The following is a 23770-nucleotide window of genomic DNA, read 5'->3' as shown; positions in this document are numbered from 1 at the left end:
GTTGTATGTCATGCGTATAAAACGGTGAAGAGTGGTAGTATGTTTAGATTGATGAAAAAAATAAAAGATGACGGCCGTTGGCGAATCTTCAAACTGAAATTGATTGATGCGCGGCTTTACTTCGTCAGTATCTTTGTTGGATTGCTGACGGGGCTTATTGCTGTCCCTTATCATTATTTACTTCAATATTTCTTCAATCTGCGTTACGACTTTTTCAACTCTCATCCCAAATGGTATTGGTATATCCCCCTTTTTCTATTGATGTGGGGCATTCTGGTATTTGTTTCCTGGCTGGTCAAGAAAATGCCTTTGATAACAGGGGGAGGTATTCCGCAGACACGAGGTGTCATTAATGGGAGGGTGGAATATAAACATCCTCTGATTGAATTGATCTCTAAATTTGTGGGTGGAATACTTGCGTTGAGTACGGGACTTTCTTTAGGGCGTGAAGGACCTTCCGTCCAGATCGGCTCCTATGTAGGCTGTTTGGTTTCCAAATGGGGCAGAGTGCTTGCCGGTGAGCGGAAACAATTGCTGTCTGCGGGGGCGGGTGCCGGGTTGGCGGCTGCTTTCGCTGCGCCGTTGGCTTCATCGCTGTTGGTTATTGAGTCCATAGAGCGGTTTGACGCTCCGAAAACCGCCATTACAACTCTTTTGGCGGGGGTAGTAGCCGGTGGGGTTGCCAGTTGGATTTTTCCGATTAATCCTTATTTCCGGATAGATGCGATAGTGCCGGGCATGACGTTTTGGTCGCAAGTGAAACTGTTTCTTTTGCTGGCTGCTGTTATTTCTGTTTTCGGAAAACTGTTCTCTATAACTACTCTTCAGGTGAAACGTATTTATCCTGCCATCAAGCACCCGGAATACGTGAAAATGCTGTATCTGCTTTTCATTGCTTTCATGATTTCTATGACTGAAGTCAATCTGACTGGGGGAGGGGAACAGTTCTTGCTTTCGCAGGCTATGCATCCGGATATGCATATTCTCTGGATTGTAGGTATGATGTTATTACACTTGGTCTTTAGTATTTTTTCCTTTTCTTCGGGATTGCCGGGAGGAAGTTTCATTCCTACATTAGTGACAGGCGGACTGCTTGGGCAAATTATAGCCTTGATTATGGTTCAACAGGGAGTCATTGCCTATGAGAATATTAGTTATATCATGTTGATTTGTATGTCTGCTTTTCTGGTGGCAGTCGTCCGTACTCCTTTGACTGCTATCGTCTTGATAACGGAGATAACAGGACATCTGGAAGTATTCTATCCGTCGATTGTTGTAGGAGGATTGACTTATTATTTCACGGAAATGCTCCAGATAAAACCCCTTAATGTAACTTTATATGAAGATATGATTCATTCGCCCGCATTTAAGGAGGAAACACGCTATACCTTGTCTGTTGAGGTGATGAGCGGTTCTTATTTAGACGGGAAAATTGTAGATGAACTTCGCTTGCCGGAACGTTGCATTATCATTAATGTCCATCGGGATAAGAAAGATTTTGCGCCTAAGGGACAAACGCTAATGCCGGGCGACCAGGTTCAGATAGAAATGGATTCACAAGATATCGAGAAACTATATGAACCTTTGGTCAGCATGGCAAATATTTATTGACCGGATTATACAATGCTTCTGAGCCATGAAATTTCTTCTGCCCATTTGCTTTCATCCGGAGTTTCGAGTATGAGTGGGATATTATCGAATCTGGGATCTTTCATCAGTCTTTCAAAGAAAGCCTTTCCTATCAGACCTTCGCCTATGCTGTCGTGGCGGTCTACGTGGCTGCCCAATGCTTTCTTGGAATCATTCAGGTGCATCCCACGGAGATAACCGAAACCTACTTCCTTGTCAAATTCATCAAAGACCTTATCGTACTCGTTGACAAGGTCGTAACCGGCCGTATAAGTATGGCAGGTGTCCAGACAAATACCTACCCGGCTTTTGTCGTCCACCCGGTCAATGATATATTTTAGTTGCCAGAATTCGTTTCCCAAGTTACTGCCTTGTCCGGCTGTATTTTCGATAACGGCCGTCACGCCTTTTGTCTTTTCTAATGCCAGATTGATACTTTCTGCGATAAGGGATAAACAGTCTTCGATTGATATCTTATTGAGAGAACTGCCAGGATGAAAATTCAATAACTTCAGGCCAAGCTGTTCGCAGCGTTGCATTTCGTCCAGAAAAGCGGCACGGCTTTTGGCAAGTCCTTCTTCTTCCGGATGTCCCAAATTGATGAGATAGCTGTCGTGAGGCAAGATGTATTCCGGTTGGAAACCATATTTATTACAATTCTCTTTGAAGAGAGCGATACTTTCTTCCGTCAATGGTTTGCTTACCCATTGGCGTTGATTCTTAGTGAACAAAGCAAACGCGTTTGCTCCTATTTCATGCGCATTGACGGGGGCAAGTTCTACCCCGCCGGATGCACTTACATGTGCGCCTATTTTTTTCATTGTGATATCTATTAATTGTATGAGATGATTATGTTGGCTATGATTGCAAAGGTAATGAATATATTTAATATAGGAATATATTTAATAAAGTTTGAAACTGGTCCCGTTGTGCGTAGCTTTGAATGCCTTTTATTGTAGTAAAACTTGTGTTCTCTTATATCCGAACTTCCTTATGATTATATCTAAACTTCCGTTTTGTAGCAATGAAACTATAAACGAAGATTGCGTTTATAAAAACAAAGGCTTCATTTATATAAACGCAACCTTCGTTTTTATAATCAAAGGCTTCGTTTATAGATTGCGACTAGTCAAACCGAAATTTAGTTACTGATGAAGAGAAGTTTGGCTATAGGGAAGAAGAAGTTGTCTATTAGTAAAACATGGCTGGGTATGCGCCCTATTCACTCACATATAGGTGAAAGACTGATGAGGGGAAGGCCCTTCACCCGCAAACGACGATGAACAGGACGTTATGGCGAAAAGGTGAAGGGCTTTGAAATTTTAAATCCATACATATTAGTTCGTTGGTTTTCGTGAATTGTATTGGGTTGTCATCGTGGAGAAAAAATAAAAATAAAAGAAAGTTTGTATGTTTTAATATTACTTTCTATATTTGCAACATCCAGCTAGCCCCAGAGGGGGCGGCGGGGACTTTTTATAATTAAGAAAGGCGTTTACCAAACGTTATCTTCTGCATTCGAATCTCGCAAATTTGAAATCTGTAGGGAGATACGGCAACGGGAAGCGTCCACTTAAGGTGTCGTATCAAACATTATGCTGCGCATGGTGTTCTGTATATCTCATCTTGGCGTGGGCTAGCTGCGTTGCTTATCCTTACAGATGGGCAATGCGAGAGCCTGAATGCGGGATAAGCAAAAGTACAGACTCCCATGCCTTTTTATTTATTGCCCAATCCGGGGAGGCTATAAGCAAAACCAACAATAGAATGCAATGAAACAGTGCAATTTGTTTATAGTTCCATTTTCTTTAATGCCAGGTATATGCTCTCTTCTATATATACCCTGCGCTATCAAGCCAACTGAACAATCTTATTTTTTAGTTTAATTATTTAATAGTTACTTACAAATGAAGAACAAATGTAAGAAGAACAGTAGTGTGATGACAGCTATGTGCTGTGCTATCATGCTGGTATGTAATGTGGATGCTTACGCTCAGAAGTCTTCATCCGTTAATCCGGTTAAAACATCGATACTGCCCAACGTGGGGTGGCGGGATGTGAAGTCGGATATGGAAAAACCTTTTGATGTAAATGATCCTAATTGGCCACAACTCGACACGAACGTCAGGGTTAATGATTTGATTTCTGTTTGCCCGAACAGTTTCTGTGTGGTGTCAAACTTTGGTAGAAAGTCCAATCGTGGAATGATGACTTTTGTTTTGGAAGTCAAACTGCAAAAAGGTAGCAGTTTACTCTTTAATGCTGATAAGAATGTCCGGCTGACATTGGATGGAGCGACTTATAAAGCGTTGCCTTCTTCCAAAATGAATTTGATACCTGGTAAGAGTTTGAAAGGAGAGGTGAATATACCTATCCGTAAATCTTTGAAAGGACGCCGTACGGCTACCTTATTAATACAAGTCGGTGATGATTTGCATCGCTTTGAACTTGCCGGGAGTGGCGGAGGAAGGACGCAGGAATTGGCGTTAGTACCTTATAATCCTACGTGGATGGCATCGGAAAAGAAGAAAAACGAAAATCTGGAAACACAGCAGAGAGTGGAAGAAGTGAAGAAAGCTGTGAAGAAAGCGGAAGATGTGACGAAGGACATCAAGGATGATTTGAAGGAAATGCTGGCTACGGCGATTGCCTTATTGCGTGCCAATAATCAACTGACGGAGAATACGAAGGTGGACGTGAATGCCGAAGTCATGCCGGAAGTAAGAAAAGACGGGGCGGTGGAATATAATATGAAGGTGCGCTATGATGTTCAGGTCGTTTCCGATTATGTTAAGAAGATGAATATATCACAAGCTACGGAAGATTGGCCGGCTGGGAAATACCGCTTGAAAGATTCGCAGGCGGCACTTCAGACGGCAGGCATAATAAAAACAACAGTTGAGTCGAAGCTGGAAGAATATATTGCGCCGGGAACTAAAGTGACTGTGAAGATTATTGGAGGAACAGATGCGGCTCCATTTAGAAATGCAGTTGCATACGATGGCAGTTTCGGTGAAATCAAAGACGCGGAATGTTTTGTGAACGGAGCATATAGCTATGTTTCGGTAAACAAAGAAAAAGGGATTAGTTCTAATGAACAGCTTGCTTATTTGCGTACATTGGATATTAAAGATTTTATGATGGCGCATGTAGGTCCTTTCAGGGCAGCGGATATGCGCTACGAACATTTTGCGGAAATAGCTAAAGAGGTGGGAGCGCAATATCGTCGTGTGGCTGTAGAAATAACGATACATAATGCTTTCCAAAAGAAATATCCCGAAATAGCTTCCTATCAGGAAAATGTGTACGACCGAAAATCGGATGTAGATATTAATATTCCGGTTGCGCAGGTTAAGTCAAATGCCGTGGCGGTGATTATTGGTAATACTGATTATCAGGTTGCTACCGGAAAACAGGGAACTACTAAGGTCGGTCCGGTGAAATATGCTGTCAATGACGCGAAAACGATGCGTGATTATCTGATAAAGACGTTGGGAGTGGAAGAAAATAATATCTTGTTTAAGGCCAACGCCGATAAGAAAGATTTTGATGACATCTTTGGCGTAGACGGACAGGAAGGTAAGTTGGCTCAGATGGTAGCTGCCACAGGAGCCAAAGAAGTTTACTTTTTCTATTCCGGTCATGGATATCCGTTTATGGGACAACCCTATTTGCTGGGAGTCCGTTCGAACCCGAAAAGTTGCAAGGAACAGGCTACTTCTTTACAGAGTATCTATAAAGTATTGGGGGCATTGCCAGTGGATAAAGTGAATGTGATTACTGATGCTTGTTTCTCAGGACAGGAGATAACGATGGAAGCATCGGCTACGGAATTTGTTCGTCGTCCTAAACCTGATAAATTGGCGAAATTCGTCATATTGTCGGCTGCGAAAGAAGATCAATACGCCAATTGGTATAAAGATAAGAAGCATGGACTGTTTTCGTATGTCCTGTTTAAAGCTATGCAGAATAAGGCACAATCGGACTTAAATGGTGATGGAACATTGACGTTTGATGAGCTATATAAGTATTTGTCGGACGAACAGGCAACGGGAGTGCCTTATTTAGTGAAAGAGTTGGAAGGTGAACAAGTGCATCAGAATCCTGTACTCCAAGTAAGTGCACGTGCAAAAGATACATTCATAAAATATTAAACTAACAAATTAGTGAATAATGAAGACAATAATAAAAACAGTAGGGCTACTGTGTGTTTTATTTGTATTTTCTGTGAAAGGAAATGCGCAGTGGCGTTTTGGCTTTGAAGGAGGTCCCGGATTTAGCTCTGCTTATGAATATGACTCTGACGGTTATTTTCAGAATGAAGACAAAACAGGACGGTTATTCGGGCAGGCAAACTTTATGATGGATTATCTTTTACCCCGTAACTGGACTCCTAATTACCTCGCTTTGTCATTACGGGCAGGATTAGGCTTCATGTGGGTGGAAGATTGCAGTACTTTTGACGGTTATGATACTTATACACAATCTATGGGTGTGGATATTCCTTTGGAAGTGGAAGTAAAATATTTGCTGACAAATCGTGCCCGGGTATATTTGAATGGTGGTATTACTCCTTATGCGGACATATCCTCGTCAGATTCATGGGATAGAAGTCCGAAAGATGATCCGGAAGTTTGGGAAGATACCGGTACCCGACCTTTTATTCTTGGCTATCAGTTTGGAGTCGGAATAGAATTTGGTAATTTTCGTGTCGGCTATAAACACTTCTGCATGAGTAAAACAATTGACAAAGCTGGATTGGGAAATAAAGCGAAACCGGTTCATGCGCTGTCGGTAGGATTCTGGTTTGGAGGTAGCCGTTTCTTGAAGAAACATTCTACTTTGAAAGCTTATTAGGAAAGAAAGATGGGTGTGAAAGGAAAGATATGCCTGATAGTGGGAGTCTTGCTGTGCACCGTGTCCGGTCGTTCACAGATTTTTCACGGAGTTCCTTCTTCGGATTGGGTGTTAGTGGAAGGTTGTACTTCCATAAAGATTCCCTGCGGAGAGGAACTCGACCGGGAAGGGCTTTTGAATATGGCACAGCAAGAAGCTATTGAGAAGAAATTCGGTACTTCCATCGCTTACGGTAACTTTATGAAATCTTTTGAAAGCGAGCTTCGCCATTCGGAGTACTATGTCGATTTGTCTTCCCAATTTCCACAGGGGATTTGGAAAGCGGATCTTATGGAACCGGAATGGAGTTCGAAAGAAGCGGAGATTATGAAGGCAAACCGCAGGGGAGAACTGAAAAAGAAAGTAGCTGCCATAGAGTGGACATGTCGGGTAAAAGGTTATGCGCAACCTTTAAGGCAAATCCTTCCGCAGTTTGAGTTTCAGATTTTGAATGGACGGAAACAGGTGGTTGTAGAGCAGGCGATTCTGAAGAGAGAAGCTAAATTGTCCGTCGGTATTGATTCGGTATTTCGACAAGGTGATTTGTTTATCACCCGGTTTCGTAGTACGAAGTCCGGACATTTGGTCTTGTTCATGGACAATGGAGAAAATGCGTTTCGTATGCTTCCTTATGCCGCTTTCGATCACGAAGATGATGTTTGGGTAGAGGCTAACCGTTGGCATTCTTTCTTCGATTTGTCTGCTGTTCCGCTGAAAGAGCAGAAGATGGTAGATGAGCTTGAACTGATGACCGATAGAGAATATGATGCTATTCGTGTCTATTATCTCTTTTCGGAAACTCCTTTTACAAAAGATTTCTTTTTTACAATGGGCGATACTGAACATAAAGAACTTCCTGAAGGGTACAGTGGACTTCCTTCGGTAACTTCCCGACAATTTGCGCTTTGGCTACAACAGAACAGGGTTCGGAAGCCGGATTTGCAGATTAGTGTGGTTGACTTAATTATTGATAACTTAAATAAGGAGGTGAAATGAAGTGCTATTTATTAATCTTATTTTTAGGAATGAATTGTTGCGTATTTGCTATGAAGAGTTTGGGAGATGGTCAGTATTTCAAGACAACTCAAAGTGCAACTACAGCTTCAGTAATTTCAGCACGTCAGAAGGCGCTACTGTTTGCTAAAAACACATTGGCTACAATGGTGAATGGCAAAGTGGAAAATGTGACGAAGAGTTATATTGAGCATAATAGTGAAACGGGAAAGTCCGCCGATGATTTTATGACAGAGACTCGGATGACTGCCAATATGTTATTGCAGAATGTGACTGTGACTGATGAAAATGTAATTAAGGAGAAGAATGGGAAATATACAGTGTATATCACTCTAAAACTAAGGAAAGATGACGTATTGAAGGCACTTTGTAAAAAGTTATCTGCGAATAAGCAGGATAAAGAGACTTTTCACAAGGAAGTGTTTATAGACCTATGGGAAAGAGAAAATAAATGAATTGATAATTTAAAAGACAATGATTATGTATATGAAATATGTAAGGTTATTATTTTTGATTTGTGCATCCGCTATGTATGTGGGATGTTCGGAAGATCCGTTTGATTGGAGCGGAGACAGTGAAAGAAGTGTTCCGATTCCGGTGGATTTGAGTTTGGAAGTAGTTGAGGATATTGTCTCTGTTAGTTGCGGAATTGAGTATCATGAGGATGATTTACCAATTCTTGAAGTCGGGTTCTTTTATGGAGATAACGAAGGAGTTACTTATAATACAGGGAAACATGTAAAATGTGATATTAAAAATAATAAATTTTCTTCCTCTAGTATCGGTGTTTATTCCGGTGAACGGGTTAAATATAGCTATGTTGGAGCATATATAACAACTTCAAGAGGAACAGCGACAATAGGGCCGGAACTAGCCCAATATCGTTGGTGAATAATTTCTTATTTAAGAATGTAAAGTATATAGTTATGAAGAAGATAATTGTATTCTTGTTGACATTATTAGTAATAGTATCAACAACCGAGCTTCAAGCTCAGAACAAGGCATTGGAAAAGGCATTAAAGAAAGAATTTAAAGCCAAGCAAAAAGAGTTGAAACAAGGAAACTGGAAAATTTACGGTTCATCCCGCAGTGCGGATGTAGTTTTATTAAAGCATTTTGATAGATTGTCTACGATGGGGGATGATGCGGTAGAAGTACTTGGAGTTGCTTCGAAGTTCAAATCTAAAAATGTCGGTGTACAGATGGCTTATAATAATGCGGTAGTAACTTATGCGCAAAAAGCCGGTAGCCATGTGAAAGGTAGGGTTGTTTCCGATATTTCCGGAGACGGAACGGAAGGAACCAGTGAGTTTGAGCATTTCTATGCAGCCTACGAACGTGAAGTGGAAAAGGAAATAAAAGGTGAATTGGAACAGAGCTTTACCGTTATTCGTGAAAATGGTGATGGTACTTTTGAAATGCAAAGTTACTTTATAGCCAGTGAAAGTGCAGCTACTAAGGCACGTATACGGGCATACGAGAATGCAATGAAAGAATCGGCTGCTGCACAAAAGTATACCGGAAAGATAAGTGATTTTATCAAAGAAGGATTTAAATCACAGGAATAGATTAGTTTGTAATGAAAGCGAAGCGGATTTTAGCGGGATTAGTTTTGTCCTTTTGTGTGATAGTACTATCTGCACAACAAGAGAAACAGACTTTTGATGAGTATCGGAAAGAAATGCTGAATAAGTATGATACTCATCGGAGGAATATGCTCGAAGGGTATTATCTTCTCCTTGGCTGCTTGACACTGTTCCTGTGACGGATACCATATCATTGAATAAAACAGATATCCCGCTAAAAGCGCTTTCGGATTTACCTCTAAATAAGAAAAGAGTATTTTAAAGTTTGTGCAATATGCTTTTCTGTATACACCGGATAAGCGACCAAGTGTCGAGTGTTGGTAGATATAATGAAGAGATTTAAGATAAAATCCTTCTTTCTTGGAGTTTTATTATTTATTGGCTACTTTTGTACCTACAATAAACAAGGAAGGAGATTAGTATGGCAAGGCCAATAAAGGAGACCCCGATATTATTCGGGAAGGACGCTCGGAAATTTGAGGAACGGATGAAAAATCCGCCTAAAGAAACAAAAGAGCAAAGAGAACAAAGGCTGAAAGACTTTGAAGTAGCAATGAAAATGCTGAAAATATAAGCTGATGGAACAGCAAAATAGAAAACACCTTTCAGATCATTATGCGATTCGTAGACTGAAACAAGGTGAGTGTATAAAATCGTTCAATTGCGGTGATACCGATTTGAACGATTTTATTTTGAATGAATCTGTATACTATAGAAATGCATTATTGGCTGTGAGCTATACGGTAGAGAAAAGAGATGATCCAAACAATGTGATCGCGTATTTTAGTCTTGCAAATGATAGAATATCTTTAGGAGATTTTGAAAATAAGACTGAATTTAATCGTTTTCGTAAACATCGCTTTGTGAATGAGAAGCGCCTGAAAAGCTACCCCGCAGTCAAAATATGTCGATTAGGAGTTGATTTGTCGATGAAAGGACTCTTTGTTGGTACTTTTCTGTTGAACTTTATTGAGAGTTATTTTATTATAGATAATAAAACTGGTTGTCGTTTTTTGACAGTAGACGCATATGCTAATGCTGTTCCATTTTATTTTAAGAATGGCTTTATTCCGTTGAATGAGGATGATGCGGATTCTGATACTCGTTTATTATTCTTTGATTTGGCAACTATTGTTGATGGAACGAATTGATAAATATTTAAGGGAAAGGGAATAAATTCTTTATAAAAATAAAGAGAGTGTCCTCGAACACTCTCTTGTATCTTTTTAATTATTTTTTTTATATCTCAAAGTCCGGCAAATAATCCGTCAGTACTTTACTGATCTGTTTGCCTTTTATCTGATCGGTTACAATTGTTGCGCCTTCCTTTTTACCTGCATCATAGTTCAAAGAAACCTTTTCAGATTTGTTGGTGACGGTGATAGCGGCTTTTCCTTTCTCAGTCAGATTGCAGTTGATAACCCAATCTCCGACTTGAACGGTATTACCGTTACGGACTACTTTCATATCCGGGCGGTTATTTCCATGAGTATCCATAACCGTTAAGAAACGGGCAACCTTGCATGGAACGGTTGTAGAAGAGAAATGCCAGTGATTAGGATATTTCAGAGCTTTCCCTTGCGCGTTCGTTACATTTTTCCAGTTTGTCGGAGCACAGAAGAAAGTATCTGCAATGGCCTGTTCTGTCTTAGCCGAACTGAAGAGGTGAGCTACGGAAACTCCGCCTGCCTTATTCTTGCCCGTAACTTGCACTTCGTTCGGAAGTTCTTTCATTTCCATAGGTAGTTCTACTGTATGCAAAAGATAACTCCATGTTACAGCCTCTTTACCCTCCAGTTCGTCATAAATCACATATACGCCACTATTGCCTAATTGGATGATATGACGGCGGAACATATCCAGTTTGTTCTCATCCCATCCTTTTTCCGGAGTATATTGAGTACCCGATAGCTCACCGCGTTTCAGCCAAATGGGAGCAGTGACTTTTCCGTACGCATTGGATGCATCACCCACCATATAGGAAATCTTTTCCCCTTCATACCAACGTGGAATCCAGCCGTATCCTTCCGTACCTATCTTCTGCGTCATGCCATTGACCAGAATACTATTGTGCGCACGTGTATTGCGGTAGGCGTACATGCAATGATCATCCGTAAAACCTGTACGATGACCGCTACTGTAGAAAATAGCCTTCCCACCATAGAACGTGTTGAAAGCATTCTGATTAGCCAGTGCATGAGAAGTGGAACCGTAAGGACTCGAACGGAATGAAAGCATGGCATTCTTACCTATATCTCCCAGTGAAGTATGCATCGTTGCTATTCCCGTTTCGTTGAATACTTTTGTCATAGGGAGCTCAGCCAATGAACGTTCCTCTTTCGGCAATGATTTTTTAGTAGTACAGCGGTACCAAGTCAAGTCGCCGGATTTACCTAAGAATGTTTTCTTCATGATGTCCGGTTCTTTTTCCAATATCGTACGTGCATAAGCTGCAGCCCACGGATTATTACATTCACGTGCCAGTGCATCTGCGTAGCCCACACGCGTGCCGTTCGGCTTCATCTTTGTCTCATGAGAATTCCCCTGTCCGGCAGATTTGGAGAATGGCGGTTGCTGATAGATGACATAAAGTGCATTGTTGTTATACCACGGGTCGGCAAAGAAATCGAATCCACTGATACGAGAGTAGAAAGCAGGCACTTCGATCAACGTGCGGAGGTTGACATGGAAATAAGAATCGCCATTATGCCATCCCCCGTCCGTATTAAGTCCCGGCAGACGAGATACCCATTCATTGTAACAATAATCCACCCAAGTGGAAGCCATCGGAAGTTCGCCGTACGTAGCGAAAGCCGCCATATTCAGAATACGGAAAGTCATTTGCCAGACATGATTGTCGGCAATACGGTTTTCCAGATGATTGACATACTCATGATAGAACTTCTTGCCATTATCGCGGATCGTTCTCAAGAGCAGCTTTTTTTCTTCCGGTTTCATCAGATTATACCATGCATCGTATGCCGAAGTACTCATCGACAAAATCGTGGAACGGTTGAAATCTCCTGCAAAATACTTGCTGTTTTTCCATGAGAGAATTTCAGAAAGGCGTTTGATTCCTTCCTTATAATACACCTCATCTTTAGTCAGCAGATAAGCGCGTACCATTGCTTCAATGTTTGCTTCTTCACGGTCTACAATCTTCCGGCTTTCCCGAATCAGTGCAGAACGGTATTGCACGATGTTCGTCAGCTTCACAACCTGTGTCGTATCAATTTCCTCTTCCAGATGTTTCAGCGGGTGATTCAAACATTTATTGGCCTTTGTGATATACGCCTGTGCTTCCGGGTTGTTCTTATTTCGTTCGATGATGTTATCCCAGTCGTTCGCATCGAGCAGAATACGGGGATGAGTCTTTGGAAATTTAGCCAATACTTCTTGTAGTGAAGGAGGGTTGAAAGTATGCGTCTGCTCGTCTACATAGAAATGGTAAACAGGCGACCATTCCTCCTTACCGTCTTTGTCAACGTATGCGTGCTGCCAATACCATTTTCCTTTCCCGAACAATTTGAAAGGATTGAAGAATGCCCATTTCCTTTCGGCAGTGATAACTTCCGACTTAAACTCCGGATCACGTGCGATGCGGATACGATAAGTTACTTCCGGTTTGAAATCCTCTTCTTCCACACCGTCGAGTACGGCACCGAGATGCGGATACTTATCCGGCCACATGAAGCGTGGCGGATTAACTGCAATATGCTGTCCATCCAGTGGCGAAGGAGTTTCACGTACCTCATGCATCAATGTCTGTTGGCTAAGGCGCATAATACCTTTCTGGGCATATCCGTTTGCGGATAACAGGATGGAAAACAAAAGGAGAATATAGCTTCGTTGTTTCATAATCATGCTTTTTTAAACAGTTCTTTCAGTTTCACTGTCTTATTGTTAATCAACGGGCGAGCCCAAAAACCGATGAACGTGATGTATCCTACAAAGACCAGGATAAACAACATACCTGTTCTCAGCGACGTAGCATCGGCTATCGTGCTGACAATCATCGGACCGCCTGCTCCGCCTACGATTGCGGAACATAAAATACCGGCAAAAGAGCCATGATGTTGTGAGGCGGAATTCAAGGCCAGAGAGAACACGATGGAGTACATCATTGAAATGCTGAATCCTACGGCAGGGAAAGCAATCAAAGCAATTCCCTTGCTTCCGAATAAAGCGGAAAGCAACAACACAATCGTCAATACTCCCGAAATCTGTAACAATCGTTTGCTGTCAATCAACTTCAGCAGCAACATTCCGACCAGACAACCGGCCGTCATCAATCCCCAAAAATAACTAACGGCTTGCGCGCCATCTGTTTGAGGGTTGACTCCATGATACTGTTCGAGGAACGTACTCATAAAGATAGAAGTGCCCTGCTCGGTGCTGACATAACAGAAGATTCCCAGAAAGAACAGCCATACATACTTTTGTTTGAATAAAGCCAGATAGGAATCCTTTGATCCGCTTTTCTCGTCTTCTTTCAATTCGATTTTCGGGAAACGAGAGAGACTGACGGCAATCAACATGACCAACAGAATTAAGGCGAATACCCAATAAAGCGATACCCAAGGCATTTCCCGCGGGGTGACGTCTGCCAATAAATCAATGAAGAATCCTTTTCCGGCTGTGTACGTTGCCGGATCAAGTTCACGAATTAGATAAGTATACACTAAAGGACTCAGGAAAGAAGCGATTCCAAACATAAATTGCGCCAGTTCGGCAACGAACGCATAGTTCTCTTCCCCTCCCACAGTACGTTGAAGCGGATTCAGTACCGTTTGCAGCATAGCCATCCCCAAGCCGATGATGAAGGAAGAAGCCAGCAACATCGGATAGGTATGCATACAAGCAAACAGAATAGTTCCGATAAACGGCATTAGGAATCCGCCGAACAATACCGGCTTTTCACCGAAACGGTCGATCAGTAACCCGGCGGGAATGGACATGATGGCATAAGCCAGAAAGAAAGAAGTCGGGATAAAACCCGCCATTGCCAGGTCACTTAAATTGAAGTTGTGAATGATGTCCGGAATAAGTGGTCCTAGAATATTAGTGATAAACGAGATTGTGAACCAAAACGCCATTATCAGCGCCAGCATTCCTATATTTCTTTTCATAATTTTGAATAAGTTGAAAGTTGACAATTGGAAGTCGAGAGTTTATTCAACTTTTAACTTTCCATTAAAGAAGAGGGAAGCGGCCCCGATACTTCCTGCCTTATTGCCTAATGCGGCAGCCATGATTTCCGTATTCATGGCACAGTCGGAGATAGCATAACGGTGTGCTTTTTCACTTACCTTCCGGATATAAAAATCACCGGCTTCGGAAAGGCCTCCGCCGATCACAATCTTCTGAGGGCTGAAGGTATTGATGAATCCGGCAATACCGTGTCCTAGAAAATCGCAATGTTCTTCCAGTGATTCGGTGGCAATCTTATCGCCTTGTTTGTAAAGACGCACAATCAATTCACCGTTAATCTCTTCGCCCGGATAGGAGATACCGGCTTCTGCTATTCGTTTACTGAAACGTCGTACGAGAGCGGAAGTAGAAGCATAGTGCTCCAGACAGCCGACAGAACCACAAGCGCAGGGCTCTCCATTGGCTATTAAGGGTACGTGCCCTAATTCCGTTCCCCGATTGGCAAAACCGTTGAATAATTTACCGTCGATAACAACTGCACCGCCGATACCGGTTCCTACCGTTAAGAAAACAACATGAGTCGCCCCTTTACCTGCCCCGTACATAGTTTCACCTAGTCCCATCAGGTTAGCGTCATTCCCCAATAAAACCGGAATGCCGGTTTCTGCTTCAATGCGGTCTGCCAAACATAGGTTTTCCCATCCCTTGATGTTCTCCGCACCTCCCAGAACGATCCGGTTCGTACAATCTACGATACCCGGTGTTCCGATTCCTATACCGTTAATCTTATAATCCTGTTCTTTTGCAAAAGCCTTCACTTCATTGATGGCGGCAACCAACTGTCCGATGACCGCTTCTGCCGATACATCGGCTTTCGACGGCAACTTCCCTTGAAAATGAAATACGCCTTCATTATCAATAAGGGCGTATTTCACTGAAGTTCCGCCAAGGTCAATTCCTATAGCGTATTCTTTTTCCATATCATTTTAATACTTGATTTACACTCTTTCTGCCCAGATCGGTGAACTCCACGCCCATTGTCCGTCGCGTTGACGGGCGCGTACATAGTAATAATCCGTATCACGTTGAGGCTCTTTATCCTCCATGTAATGTTCTACCGTGAAGCAACTTTCTGGCATAGCGCGGTTGAAGAGGATCGCTTCGCTCAACCAGCCGATCATAAAGTGTGAACGTGAACCTTCAAGCAGTTCACCTAATGTATGTTCAAACTTCTTGCCATTGAATTCTGCGATAATCTTACCGTCTTTCGGCATTTCCACATCAAGTATTACAGCTTGCATAGCCGCTGTGGTAGTATTCGGATTCTTGCTGCTGTACATATCCAGTTCGGTTTCCTTGTCGTTCACGGAAACGATGCGGTTGACGTGTGTGTGGAATTCTGTTTCACCTTCTTGCGGAGAAGTGAAGGCCGCACCACGGAAGCAAGGAGTTACACCGTGCAATTTTCCTTTATCCAAAGACAGTTTACCCTGCCAGTGTACATATTGTTCTTCGCGGTTCCAACCGAAATCCATCTTCACTTTGCAACGTACCGTGTCACCTTCCGGAGCAACCGGAGTCAACGGACCGTTCATGCGGGCCAGAATCTGACCGTTCTTTATAATATCTACATAGTCGATACAGCTTTCACCGGTTACATTCACATAGATGCGCCGGTTGTTTCCGCGAACTACATCTCCCATAAAGGCGTCATTCAACCGGAAATCGATAAGAATTTTATCACCTGTTGCGGCGCATACGTGGCGGGTACGGAGTGCGTCCCAGATTGCATCACGGGTTAACGATGGAGCAAGCACTCCGATACGTCCGTCTCCGTAACTTCCCGGATAACCGGAATGTTGGTCGGTAGAAGCCATGATACCGAACTTATTGCCTAACTCAAGACCGTATTGAATGGTTCCTTCCCATTGGCGAGGTCCCATATCATGCAGATACGGATAATCTCCCTGATCACTTTCCGCCAGACCGTGACGGGAATACATCTCTACGAACGGAGTCTGATCTCCTTCGGTGAAACATTTCCAGTTGTAGCCACGATAACCGCCTTGATAACCCATGTGGTGCGGAGTGATAAATACTTTATGTCCTTTGGCTTTTTGTTTCCAGTCCTCAATGGAAGTACATTCAACAAGTGGTGCATCCAGGTCATAGTTCAGTGCGACATGGTCACCATGTTCCATGCTATGAGCTTCGTAGCCGATAAAGGCGAGGAATTCACCTTCTTTATTGTATTCGTTTGTCATGGCTACATATTTCTCGTAACCACCTTCACGCAAACGTTTGAAAGCACCTGTATGATAATCGATTACCCATTTCAGACGAGGATCGTCCGCTCCGGGAATATCCGGCCACATGGCATGGGGAGTGACGCTGACAAAATCCAATTGTCCTTTTGCTGCTTCAAAAGCGTCGCGCATATCGCCGTGTCCGTATGTGATGTTACAGTGGTTATGTAAGTCTCCCCAATACATTTTGAGGTTGCTTGCCGATGGCATGATTTTCTTTGCATCTTTGCTGCCCGGTGCACAAGCACCCAATAAGCTGCCCGAAGCTGCCAATCCGAGGAAAGACCAGCCTGTGTTTTTTAAGAACTTTCTTCTATCCATGGTTTTAGTAATTAGTTTATCTGTTTTTCATTAGTCGGCGATCCCCTTTGAAAAGAACTTTCTCTTTCTCATCAGGATCGGTGTCTTTGTACTGTTTTTGAGTCTCCTCAAGAAGTTGCATCAGTTCCTTCTGTTTTTCTGCATATTCCGGTTTGCCGAAAACATTATTCATTTCTTTGGGGTCGGCTTTCATGTCGTACATTTCCCATTCATCAATGTCATTGTAGAAATGAATCAGTTTGAAATCTTGGGTACGGATACCGTAATGGCGTTTTACAGAGTGCTCGGCAGGATATTCATAATAATGATAATAAGCTGCTTTTCGCCAGTCGGCAGGAGTTTTGCCTTCGTTCACCAATATCGGTTTCAGCGAGGCACCTTGAATATCCGATGGTATTTCCACTCCGGCAAAGTCGAGGAAAGTAGGGGCAAAGTCAACATTCATGCTGATCGCATTGCTTACGCTTCCTGCTTTGATTGCCTTCGGATAACGGATGATAAGCGGCATACGCTGGCATTCTTCATACATAAAGCGTTTGTCGAACCATCCATGCTCACCGAGGAAGAAACCTTGATCGGAGGTATAGACAATAATTGTATTGTCCAGCTCACCAATCTTTTCGAGATAATTCATCAGGCGACCGATGTTTTCGTCCACTGCCAATGTGGTAGCCAGATAATCGCGCATATACTGTTGGTATTTCCAACTGATCAACTCTTTGCCTTTCAAGTCGCCCTTACGATATTCTGCGATACGTTGTGCATACACAGAATCCCATTTGTCCTGTACTTCGGCAGGCATACGTTTGTACACACTGTAAAGACGGTTGGTAGTATCTTTCAGCATTTCTTCACGAGTCAGCAGTTTGAGATCCCAGTCGTCAGTCAAAGTGTGTTCGATAGACATATCCTGTTCACGAGCCGCTCTTCCACGTCCTTCGTAGTCGTCGAACAAGTTGGCAGGTTCGGGAAAGGTAGTATTGTTGAAGATACCCAGATAGCGGGGAGCAGGCATCCAGTTGCGGTGCGGTGCTTTCTGATGATACATCATGCAGAACGGTTTGCTCTTGTCGCGGCCTTCGAGGAATTTGATGGCTTTATCTGTGATAATGTCTGTTGCATATCCTTTTTCAACGATATGTTTACCGTCTTCCCAGAAGTCAGGATCGTAATAGTCGCCTTGTTCATGCTGACCGCTAAGGATGCTCCAATGGTCGAAACCTTGCGGCTCACTGATAAGGTGCCACTTGCCGATCATGGCAGTCTGATATCCGGCTTGTTGAAGAAGCTTTGGAAATGTCTGCTGGTCACCGTTGAAAGTGCTGGCATTATCGGTAAAGCCGTTTTCGTGACTGAACTTACCGGTCAGGATACAAGCACGTGAAGGACCGGAGAGGGCATTGACAGCATAACAATTATCGAAACGGATACCTTCGTTGGCAATCCGGTCCATGTTAGGAGTCTGGATCAGATTTCCTCCATAGCATGACATCGCCTGGGTGGTATGGTCATCCGTCATCATGAAAATGATGTTCGGCTGTTTGGCTTCTTCCTTCTTTTGACCACCGCATGAAGCAAGGCTTAATGCAGCCAACGGGAGGAATAGGGTAGAGGGGTTTTTCATCAATTACTATATTTTGTATTTTAGTGACTGTTTCTTTCCGTTTACTTTCACTTCTACTTCCAGACCATTTTCATCGAACGCTTTGTTCTTGAATTTAGCGTCAAATTTAGGGGCATCTGCGCTTTTCTTTACTGGATAGATCACAGTGATATAACGTACAGCTTCTTCGCCGTCTTTCTTCACGTTGAATGATACATTCATACGTTTGTAGCGTTTGCGGTAAGCTGTAGAACACCATCCCGGTTCTTTTTTCATAGTCATGCCGGTAGGACCGAAACATTGCAGTTTCATGTTGCTTCCATCCTCAAACTGAGTAAGGAATGTCATGTCTTCGCGACTGTTTGCGATTTCTCCCTTCGGCATTTGATAATGAAGGTTGATGGAACCTTTGGCGCTGCCTACCAATTCGTCTACAATTACAAAGTATGTGTTGTCGACGAAGAAAACGGAACGACGGTGCTTCAAGTTTTTGTAGCTTGGGTTTTCAGTCACCAGCGTTTGGATTGTTCCTTCCGGCTGCCATAACTTAGTTACAGATTCTGTTGTATCCAGATTTTTGTTGTTCAGAGTCACAGTGTTGTGAACACAAGTCTGACGGTGCCAGTTGCGTTGTTCCATTACTTCACCTTCGCCTGCATACACATACGAACCTGAATCCGGGAACAGATTTTTACCATTGAACCACAGTTCGAATGTACCGTTGTCCGGTTGACAGTGCCAGAAAGCTTTCGGACCGGCTTTTACCACCATTTGAGTAGCATCCGTTCCCCAAGAGTTGCGGAATACGAAGAAACCTGATTTCAAGAATCCTTTAGACATATAATCCGGCAATGCACCTTCCTTACCTTCTGTTGCGAAGTATTTGATAGCCTGGTTTTTCGGGAACAATTTGCTCCATGATTTGTAGTTCTTCACCATTTCTTTCTTTGTTGTCAGTTTTGCGTCACTGAAACACGGATTTGTGTAGTCGGGGAAAGAAATGTTTGCATAGAACATAATCATGCTTTCGATAGTATCCAGATAGTCTTGTGGGAATTCTTTGCGGAATCCGTTTGCGTCTGCGATACCCAATGCTTTACAGAAGATATTGATTGCGGCAAGATGATAATGCGGGTCAAGCTCGAATTGTCCCCCATCTTCATATACCTGTACATGAATTTCACGGTTCAGGATATCAATGCCGCTCTTTCTCCATGCCGGAGCGTCCTTGAATTCAGGGAAGAAAGCGCCGGCATAAATCATACGCTGAGCTTCAAACAACAAGTGGTTACCTTGATCTGAGTAATTGCCCAAAATATGTACAGCGTGTTTGTGATAGTTCACCAAGAACTCAGTCAGGAAATCCGGAGTGAAGGAAGGAGAGGGGAGGAACAGCTGGAATTGTGAGGTCTGATCTTGCAGACGGTTGCTCACTTCCAACGGACGCCATGCAAAACGTACGTTTTCCACTTCACCTTTAAGTTTGCTGTCACTCAACATTTCATATTCTTTCTTATCCATCTTCACCAACGGATTCTTGTTGATCCAGTCGATATACTGATGAGCCCATTCTTTGGCATATTTCTCATCACCGGATACACGGTAAGCCTTACCCATCGGAGTGAACCATTTGTGACGGTGCAACTGCCAACGGAGTTCGTTATCTTTCACCGGCCAATATTGCCAGTTGATGTCTTCTCCATAATTATAAGAAGGTTGATAACCTTTGTGTACAAAGAAAGTATGTTGCAGCGCGTCGTCTGCCCATTTCTGTTCTTCTTTACCGATAGTGATTTTGTTCAGATTGATATCCGGAGTCTTCACGTTTGTACGTGCGCGATAGTAATCAAGCAATGCTTGGGCTGCATCTTCATTTTTACCCTCCTGATGGAGTGCTTTCACTTTTTCCAGCCCCGGATAGTCCAGATTGAGAAGTGAAAATACTTCGCTTTTCAACTCTTGGGCATAACCTTTGCCTACGAAACATGCAAATGTCAGTAGGACGATATATTTTAAAGTTTTATTCATGATATACTTTACGATTTTAAAATTTACTATTGGACTCTTACTCTTATATTATTGAATCATTCTCAACTCTCAACTTCTTCAACTCCATGAATCTCTTCAATGCTTCCAGATAGTAGTAGTCGGCATAGTTCAGTGGAGTGTCTATCTCAGAACCGTTAGGCAATGAGCCGACAGAGTGCAATAGGATAAATCCTTGATTATCGCCAACTTTTGCGAGGTATGCATCGCTTGACAAACTCTTCAGAATCTTTTCTGCGTAATCCAGATATTTCTGTCCGTCGGGAACCATAGTGCTCAACTCGATTAATGCAGAAGCAGTAACAGCGGCGGCGGATGCATCACGCGGGGTCTCTTCTGTCACAGGAGCGTCATAGTCCCAATAAGGAATAGCGTCGTCAGTCTTCACACGATCCATTATCATGTCGGCTACTTTCACTGCAAAGTTCAAGAAAGTAGTGTCGTTTGTTTCACGGTAGCAAGCTGTGTAACCATATACAGCCCATGCCTGACCGCGTGCCCATGAAGAATCATCGTTCTTGCCTTGATGAGTCTGTTTGCGTTCTACTGTTCCGTCGTTGTTGTAGCTCACTACATGCCAGCAAGTATAATCCGGGCGGAAATGGTTGTTCATAGTAGTCATAGCGTGTTTAACGGCGATGTCTTTATATTTGTTGTCACCTGTTGCTTTTGCTACGTTAAACAGAAGGTCGAGGTTCATCATGTTGTCGATGATAACTGGGAAGTTCCATGTTCCGAAATCCCATGAACGGATAGCGGCGATAGAATCGTTGAAACGTCCGCAAAGATTATCAGCTGTTTCTTTCATCACGGCTGCGATAGTATCGTTAGGGGCCAGACGTTCAGCATTGCCATAACTGCAATTGATCATGAAGCCTAAATCGTGTGTGCCTTTGTAATAGCGTACAGGATTCAAGAGATTTGTATATTGAATGGCTTGTGCTTTCAGAGTATCGTTTCCTGTCAGTTCGTATGCGTACCATAAAGAACCAGGGAAGAAACCGCTTGTCCAGTCATAAACGCCACAAAGACGGCGTTTACCTAATTGCTCTGCAGTCGGTTGTGCGCGAAGTGAGTCTTTGAAAGTCAGTGAGTCTCTTTCTAACTGACGGCAAAGGAAGTCCATATCATAGCCTGTGCGGATAGAACGCGGCAACATACCTGTGCCATTAATTTCCTCTGCGGAAAGCTGTAATTGTGCAGAAGCTACATCCAGTCCTTTTTTTATCCAACTGTAGTCTTCCTTAGGGGCTGTTTGGCACGATGCAAGCGCAATTGTAACCGAAGCAAAGAGAACGAGTTTCTTTTTCATGTTATTCATTTTAAGTGATTGTTTTTAGAAGTTTTGTAACTGATGCAAAAGTAGGCGAAAGCTCTAATTTTATGTTACAGGATTGTTGAAAAGGCATTTAATTAAGGCTTTTCAAATATTGATTTTGTTGAAAAAGGTTTTAATATTCTCCAATATGCCTGGTTAGGGGCATATTGGAGAGGGATTAGATTAGTTCCATTTGGGATTTTGTACAAACTGTTCACATAAATCCATATCACGTTGTGGGATAGGGTAAAGTTCATGTTTGCCAAACACTGTATATCTTCCTGCAGTATTATATGCTTTGTTTTTGACCATATCATTATCAAAGAACCACTCTGTGATAGCATTGGATGTTTCTTTAACAGTTTTATAGTAGATGTCCCAACGTACTAAGTCCATACGGCGGTGTCCTTCGAATGCAAGTTCATAAGCACGTTCGTCTTGGATAGCTTTACGGAAGTCTTCGTAAGACAAGTTCTTTAAGTTATATTTGTTGTTTCCATAGGCACGTTCACGTACTTTATTTATTGCATCATATGCTTCTTTAGTCGGACCTTGCTTCCATTCATTGAGAGCTTCTGCATATAATAGTAATACGTCGGCATAACGTAAGAAATACCAATTGACGTTTGATTTGTCATTATTGATTAATTTGTTTTTTACGTATTTCTCAATGTCCCATTTGGCAGGTGTATAGTTTTGTTTTTCTTTGTTTTTTTGTGTACTTAGTGCGTCGTTTTCTAATGCTTTTTTATCAGTATCACTTTTACCTTTAGCATATAAAACTTTATTTGGATTATACTGGTAATTTGCTACAGAAAGATTTAGACGTTTATCTTTAACGGTTTCCGGATGATATACTTCACCGTCTGCTAAGTCTTTTTCTCTCCATTTTAGAACAAAAGGATGAACAACTTTAACATTACCAGCACAACTACCACGTTCTCCAGCGAGCATTGTTGTTTTTACTCCATTCCATTTTCCAATACGTCCGCATGGGTCGCTGGCACCACCAGATGCTGTTGGGCTGTAAAAACTAATTTCAATTAGACTTTCGGTCGGATCCCAAACGCCATTACAAGTATTGTCCCATAATTGTTCAAAGTCATTTAATAAATCATGTTTTTGTGATTCGACCAGAACTTTCGCTGTTTTGGCTGCTTCTGCCCATTTTGTGTGATCTTTGACTGGATAACCTGCCCATGTAGCATAGACTTTAGTTAATAGTCCTAAAACAGCTCCCTTGGACATACGGTATTTATTGCTTTGGCGATTTGTATCGTCTATTGCATAAGGAAGTGTTTGGATAGCATGTAGCAAGTCTTCTTCAATAAATTTATAAATAGTTTCAGGTTTTTCCTGAACGAAAGTACTTGGAGCTTGTTCGGACATTGCTGTATTAGTCATTAATGGCACATTACCAAATCTGCGTACTAACTCGAAATAGCACATACCACGAATAGCTCTTGCCTCGGCTATGTAAATATAAGCCAATTGTTTGTCTGTTTCATTGAAATCATTCATCCGTTGTTGAAGAATCTCCATGAAATCATTTGCATTATAAATAGCTTTATACAAAGCAGCCCATGTTTGTTGTATTTCTGCTTGGCTTGCATTAAAAGCATTGGCAGGAATGATACGATAATTTTCTGTAGTATTTCCTTCTACTTGTTCACAATCTGTTGCTAAATTGAACAGAATTGAGAGGTGGTAGCCATACATTGCATCACTCACTAAACTTTGATAAACGCCTAACAATACAGTTTCCGCTTCTAAGGCGTTTTTCATGAATCTATTTTTATCAATCTCTGTCCGAGATTCTTCGTCAAGCGAGCATGAGAAAGGAAGTATGCACATCGCTGACAATAATATATAATAAAATATCTTTTTCATTGCGTTCTTT

General features: G+C 42.3%; 18 protein-coding genes. 9 read left to right on the top strand and 9 right to left on the bottom strand.

Annotated elements, in window-relative coordinates; translation table 11 throughout:
• Positions 1-39 precede the first annotated feature (39 nt).
• A complete protein-coding gene (locus tag ACNOGP_RS19090) occupies positions 40-1611 on the top strand; it encodes a ClC family H(+)/Cl(-) exchange transporter (protein ID WP_418213521.1) in 1572 nt (523 codons plus the stop codon).
• Positions 1612-1616: 5 nt separating this feature from the next.
• Here the strand turns inward: ACNOGP_RS19090 and nfo are convergent, their stop codons facing one another.
• Positions 1617-2450, bottom strand: a complete 834-nt coding sequence (gene nfo, locus ACNOGP_RS19085) for a deoxyribonuclease IV (protein WP_418213520.1) — start codon at positions 2448-2450, stop codon at positions 1617-1619.
• Between the two features lie 1086 nt (positions 2451-3536).
• Between nfo and ACNOGP_RS19080 the strand changes: the two genes are divergently transcribed.
• From ACNOGP_RS19080 to ACNOGP_RS19045, 8 genes are all read left to right on the top strand, one after another.
• Positions 3537-5783 carry a caspase family protein gene (locus ACNOGP_RS19080; RefSeq protein ID WP_418213519.1) on the top strand — a complete coding sequence of 749 codons (2247 nt, stop codon included), beginning with the start codon at positions 3537-3539 and terminating at the stop codon, positions 5781-5783.
• 19 nt (positions 5784-5802) lie between these two features.
• On the top strand, positions 5803-6486 hold the full coding sequence (locus ACNOGP_RS19075) for an outer membrane beta-barrel protein (protein ID WP_143866779.1): 684 nt from the start codon (positions 5803-5805) through the stop codon (positions 6484-6486).
• 9 nt (positions 6487-6495) lie between these two features.
• Positions 6496-7521, top strand: a complete 1026-nt coding sequence (locus ACNOGP_RS19070; protein ID WP_195532531.1) for a hypothetical protein — start codon at positions 6496-6498, stop codon at positions 7519-7521.
• Positions 7518-7994: a hypothetical protein gene (locus ACNOGP_RS19065; RefSeq protein ID WP_418213518.1), complete on the top strand. Its 477-nt coding sequence runs from the start codon at positions 7518-7520 to the stop codon at positions 7992-7994. Before ACNOGP_RS19070 ends, ACNOGP_RS19065 begins: the two co-directional genes overlap by 4 nt.
• A gap of 25 nt (positions 7995-8019) precedes the next feature.
• Positions 8020-8430 (top strand): hypothetical protein, encoded by a 411-nt coding sequence (locus ACNOGP_RS19060; RefSeq protein WP_418213517.1) that lies wholly within the window; start codon positions 8020-8022, stop codon positions 8428-8430.
• Positions 8431-8465: 35 nt separating this feature from the next.
• The gene (locus ACNOGP_RS19055) at positions 8466-9107 is read left to right on the top strand and encodes a hypothetical protein (protein WP_418213516.1); all 642 of its coding nucleotides are present in this window, start codon (positions 8466-8468) and stop codon (positions 9105-9107) included.
• Positions 9108-9546: 439 nt separating this feature from the next.
• Positions 9547-9699, top strand: coding sequence for a hypothetical protein (locus tag ACNOGP_RS19050; RefSeq protein WP_186966961.1), 153 nt, complete (start codon positions 9547-9549; stop codon positions 9697-9699).
• 4 nt (positions 9700-9703) lie between these two features.
• The gene (locus tag ACNOGP_RS19045) at positions 9704-10276 is read left to right on the top strand and encodes a GNAT family N-acetyltransferase (RefSeq protein ID WP_418213515.1); all 573 of its coding nucleotides are present in this window, start codon (positions 9704-9706) and stop codon (positions 10274-10276) included.
• A gap of 88 nt (positions 10277-10364) precedes the next feature.
• Here ACNOGP_RS19045 and ACNOGP_RS19040 read toward each other — a convergent pair whose 3' ends face one another.
• The 8 genes from ACNOGP_RS19040 to ACNOGP_RS19005 all read right to left on the bottom strand — a co-directional run bounded on the left by ACNOGP_RS19040 (position 10365) and on the right by ACNOGP_RS19005 (position 23760).
• Positions 10365-12983 carry a DUF4962 domain-containing protein gene (locus tag ACNOGP_RS19040; protein WP_287665304.1) on the bottom strand — a complete coding sequence of 873 codons (2619 nt, stop codon included), beginning with the start codon at positions 12981-12983 and terminating at the stop codon, positions 10365-10367.
• 2 nt (positions 12984-12985) lie between these two features.
• Complete coding sequence (locus ACNOGP_RS19035; protein WP_017142352.1) at positions 12986-14254, bottom strand: sugar MFS transporter; 1269 nt, start codon at positions 14252-14254, stop codon at positions 12986-12988.
• 42 nt (positions 14255-14296) lie between these two features.
• Positions 14297-15256, bottom strand: a complete 960-nt coding sequence (locus ACNOGP_RS19030) for an ROK family protein (protein WP_418213514.1) — start codon at positions 15254-15256, stop codon at positions 14297-14299.
• A gap of 18 nt (positions 15257-15274) precedes the next feature.
• Positions 15275-16903, bottom strand: coding sequence for a Tat pathway signal sequence (locus ACNOGP_RS19025; RefSeq protein ID WP_418213513.1), 1629 nt, complete (start codon positions 16901-16903; stop codon positions 15275-15277).
• A 16-nt stretch (positions 16904-16919) separates the two neighbouring features.
• Positions 16920-18527: a sulfatase gene (locus tag ACNOGP_RS19020; RefSeq protein WP_287665294.1), complete on the bottom strand. Its 1608-nt coding sequence runs from the start codon at positions 18525-18527 to the stop codon at positions 16920-16922.
• Between the two features lie 6 nt (positions 18528-18533).
• Positions 18534-20534 carry a heparin-sulfate lyase HepC gene (gene hepC, locus ACNOGP_RS19015; protein WP_418213512.1) on the bottom strand — a complete coding sequence of 667 codons (2001 nt, stop codon included), beginning with the start codon at positions 20532-20534 and terminating at the stop codon, positions 18534-18536.
• A 43-nt stretch (positions 20535-20577) separates the two neighbouring features.
• On the bottom strand, positions 20578-21873 hold the full coding sequence (locus tag ACNOGP_RS19010; protein WP_418213511.1) for a DUF4995 domain-containing protein: 1296 nt from the start codon (positions 21871-21873) through the stop codon (positions 20578-20580).
• A gap of 180 nt (positions 21874-22053) precedes the next feature.
• A complete protein-coding gene (locus ACNOGP_RS19005; RefSeq protein WP_143868591.1) occupies positions 22054-23760 on the bottom strand; it encodes a RagB/SusD family nutrient uptake outer membrane protein in 1707 nt (568 codons plus the stop codon).
• Between the last annotated feature and the right edge of the window lie 10 nt (positions 23761-23770).

Origin of the sequence: Bacteroides difficilis (assembly GCF_048319815.1) — a bacterium.
GTDB classification, from domain to species: domain Bacteria; phylum Bacteroidota; class Bacteroidia; order Bacteroidales; family Bacteroidaceae; genus Bacteroides; species Bacteroides zhangwenhongii.
Note: the sequence above shows the minus strand (reverse complement) of the source record. Positions and strands in the feature narration are given on the sequence as shown.

What these genes read in the sequence shown, in the direction of transcription:
- ACNOGP_RS19060 (WP_418213517.1), top strand. Translation starts at nt 8,020, where the DNA reads ATGTATATGAAATATGTAAGGTTATTATTTTTGATTTGTGCATCCGCT.
- ACNOGP_RS19025 (WP_418213513.1), bottom strand. Translation starts at nt 16,903, where the DNA reads ATGGATAGAAGAAAGTTCTTAAAAAACACAGGCTGGTCTTTCCTCGGA.
- ACNOGP_RS19030 (WP_418213514.1), bottom strand. Translation starts at nt 15,256, where the DNA reads ATGGAAAAAGAATACGCTATAGGAATTGACCTTGGCGGAACTTCAGTG.
- ACNOGP_RS19065 (WP_418213518.1), top strand. Translation starts at nt 7,518, where the DNA reads ATGAAGTGCTATTTATTAATCTTATTTTTAGGAATGAATTGTTGCGTA.
- nfo (WP_418213520.1), bottom strand. Translation starts at nt 2,450, where the DNA reads ATGAAAAAAATAGGCGCACATGTAAGTGCATCCGGCGGGGTAGAACTT.
- ACNOGP_RS19090 (WP_418213521.1), top strand. Translation starts at nt 40, where the DNA reads ATGTTTAGATTGATGAAAAAAATAAAAGATGACGGCCGTTGGCGAATC.
- ACNOGP_RS19035 (WP_017142352.1), bottom strand. Translation starts at nt 14,254, where the DNA reads ATGAAAAGAAATATAGGAATGCTGGCGCTGATAATGGCGTTTTGGTTC.
- ACNOGP_RS19010 (WP_418213511.1), bottom strand. Translation starts at nt 21,873, where the DNA reads ATGAATAACATGAAAAAGAAACTCGTTCTCTTTGCTTCGGTTACAATT.
- hepC (WP_418213512.1), bottom strand. Translation starts at nt 20,534, where the DNA reads ATGAATAAAACTTTAAAATATATCGTCCTACTGACATTTGCATGTTTC.
- ACNOGP_RS19040 (WP_287665304.1), bottom strand. Translation starts at nt 12,983, where the DNA reads ATGAAACAACGAAGCTATATTCTCCTTTTGTTTTCCATCCTGTTATCC.
- ACNOGP_RS19080 (WP_418213519.1), top strand. Translation starts at nt 3,537, where the DNA reads ATGAAGAACAAATGTAAGAAGAACAGTAGTGTGATGACAGCTATGTGC.
- ACNOGP_RS19045 (WP_418213515.1), top strand. Translation starts at nt 9,704, where the DNA reads ATGGAACAGCAAAATAGAAAACACCTTTCAGATCATTATGCGATTCGT.
- ACNOGP_RS19075 (WP_143866779.1), top strand. Translation starts at nt 5,803, where the DNA reads ATGAAGACAATAATAAAAACAGTAGGGCTACTGTGTGTTTTATTTGTA.
- ACNOGP_RS19020 (WP_287665294.1), bottom strand. Translation starts at nt 18,527, where the DNA reads ATGAAAAACCCCTCTACCCTATTCCTCCCGTTGGCTGCATTAAGCCTT.
- ACNOGP_RS19050 (WP_186966961.1), top strand. Translation starts at nt 9,547, where the DNA reads ATGGCAAGGCCAATAAAGGAGACCCCGATATTATTCGGGAAGGACGCT.
- ACNOGP_RS19070 (WP_195532531.1), top strand. Translation starts at nt 6,496, where the DNA reads ATGGGTGTGAAAGGAAAGATATGCCTGATAGTGGGAGTCTTGCTGTGC.
- ACNOGP_RS19005 (WP_143868591.1), bottom strand. Translation starts at nt 23,760, where the DNA reads ATGAAAAAGATATTTTATTATATATTATTGTCAGCGATGTGCATACTT.
- ACNOGP_RS19055 (WP_418213516.1), top strand. Translation starts at nt 8,466, where the DNA reads ATGAAGAAGATAATTGTATTCTTGTTGACATTATTAGTAATAGTATCA.